This window comes from Acetatifactor sp. (genome assembly GCF_982438285.1).
In genome coordinates this window covers 1-2,083 of sequence record NZ_CEWDFQ010000440.1, presented here as the reverse complement: position 1 = coordinate 2,083, position 2,083 = coordinate 1, and the positions used below count along the sequence as shown (strand labels likewise).

General features: G+C 51.7%; 2 protein-coding genes and 1 pseudogene. All 3 read right to left on the bottom strand.

Annotation, left to right across the window (positions count from 1 at the left end):
- Positions 1 to 117: pseudogene (locus AC1WIP_RS14995) on the bottom strand (diaminopimelate epimerase); the annotation flags it as partial.
- Between the two features lie 53 nt (positions 118 to 170).
- Positions 171 to 722, bottom strand: coding sequence for an ANTAR domain-containing response regulator (locus tag AC1WIP_RS14990; protein ID WP_481142585.1), 552 nt, complete (start codon positions 720 to 722; stop codon positions 171 to 173).
- Positions 723 to 767: 45 nt separating this feature from the next.
- Positions 768 to 2,083 (bottom strand): type I glutamate--ammonia ligase (gene glnA / locus AC1WIP_RS14985; RefSeq protein ID WP_481142584.1); only part of this gene is annotated, 1,316 nt, incomplete at its 5' end.

The window sequence follows — 2,083 nt, the reverse complement described above, 5'->3', positions numbered from 1 at the left end:
GTGGCGGTCGCTGAGCCTTCTTGCCAGTTTGGGTTTTTCTTCCTGTAAAATATGCTCGGCAAAACCGTTCACATAAATATAATCATTGCCGCATCCCTGCATTTTGGTAAATTTCATAACCCCTTCCTTTCTCTGCCTCCGCAGTCAGCTTTTACCAGGATAAGCTTCCTTTATGGTCCTCCCATCAAAGACAGCACCATTTGGGCCGTCTCCACCACATTTGTGCCGCTGTCCATACTGCACCTTTGCAGATAGCGGTGGGCTTCCTCCTCTGTCATGTGGTTGCGGGCCATCAAAAGCTCCTTGGCCTCCTTAATCACAGCCTCCTGTTGGGCAGTCCTCACCCTGGGCTGCTTCTTCAGCCGCCGTCTGCGGCGCTCAATGCCCTCCGTCATCATATTTACAGTGTCAATCAGGTCGTTCACCTTAAGGGGCATGGACAGGCATACAATGTCATTGCCATAGCATTCATTCACCAGCCTCTGAGAGGCCAAAAGCAGCATCTCAAAGCCGCCCGGCAGACATTCGTGCAGCTGGTCATAAACCATATCCATCATCTTGTAGCTGCATATGACAATACCGTCGTGCAGTCCGTCCGCCTGGCTTATGGCCTGTGCTCCCGTAGTGCATACCCCAGTCACCTGAAAGCCGTTTCGCACAAGAATATTCTTAAGGCCCTTTGCATCCTCCAGCTTAGGCAGTACTACTATGATATTGGTCACGCGCTACCTCCTTACCTTCCAAAAATTTCTGCAAGAGGTGCGGTACTAATATCTGTACAGATACTCCTCTATTTCCCACTCAGACACATGACAGCGGTATTTGTGCCATTCCGCCTCCTTGGCCTCCACATATTTTTGGGCCAGATGAGGCCCAAGAACGCTGCAAATAAAGGTATCCTTCTTTAATTCCTCCACTGCCTCGATCAGCGTGCCGGGAAGCTGTTCTATTCCAAGGCTGATTCTCTCCTGCTTTGTCATGGCAAATATGTTCCCGTCCACGCTCTTTGGCGGCTCGATTTTATTTACAATGCCATCCAGTCCCGCCCGCAGGCACACCGCCAGCGTCAGATAAGGGTTAGCCGCCGAATCCGGGCTTCTCAGCTCAATCCGGGTACCCTCTCCCTTTGCAGAAGGAATCCGGATCAGGGGGCTTCTATTGGTGGCGCTCCAGGCAATATAGACGGGAGCCTCATATCCCGGAACCAGCCGCTTATAGGAATTCACAAGAGGATTGGTGATGGCTGCCATTCCCTTGATATGCTTCATAATGCCGCCCATAAACCAATAGGCCTCTCTGCTCAGTCCCAAGGGGTCTGTTTTATCCGCAAAAATATTGGCATCCCCCCGATGCAGGGACATATTGATGTGCATGCCGGAGCCGTTGACGCCGTACTTGGGCTTGGGCATAAAGGTGGCGTGAAGCCCATGGCGTTTTGCAATGGTTTTCACCGCCAGCTTAAAGGTCATAATATTGTCTGCTGCGGCCAGAGCCTCATCATACCGGAAATCAATCTCATGCTGGGCGGGGGCCATCTCGTGGTGAGAGGCCTCCACCACAAGCCCCATGTCCTCCAGTGTCATCACAATATCTCGTCTGGCATTCTCTCCAAAATCCAGCGGGCCAATGTCAAAATAACCTGCCTGCTCGTGGGTCTCTGTGGTGGGCAGTGTATTTTCATCCGTATTAAATAGGAAAAATTCGCATTCGGGCCCCACTCGGAACTCATATCCCAGCGCCCTGGCCTCTGAGATGGCCTGCTTTAAGACGTACCGGGGATCTCCCTCGAAGGGTTCTCCGTTTGGATAGTGCACGTCACAGATCATCCGTGCCACCTTTCCCTGCTGGGGCCTCCAGGGAAAAATCTCCAGCGTGGTAAAATCGGGATGCAGATACATATCCGATTCCTCCACCTTCACAAATCCGTCAATGGCCGAACCGTCAAACATACATCGATTGTCCAGGGCCCTGTCCAGCTGGCTTGCCGTGACGGCAATATTCTTAAGATTTCCCAGCATATCCGTAAACTGAAGACGTATAAATTCCACGTCCTCCTCTTCAACCACTCTGATCACATCTTCTC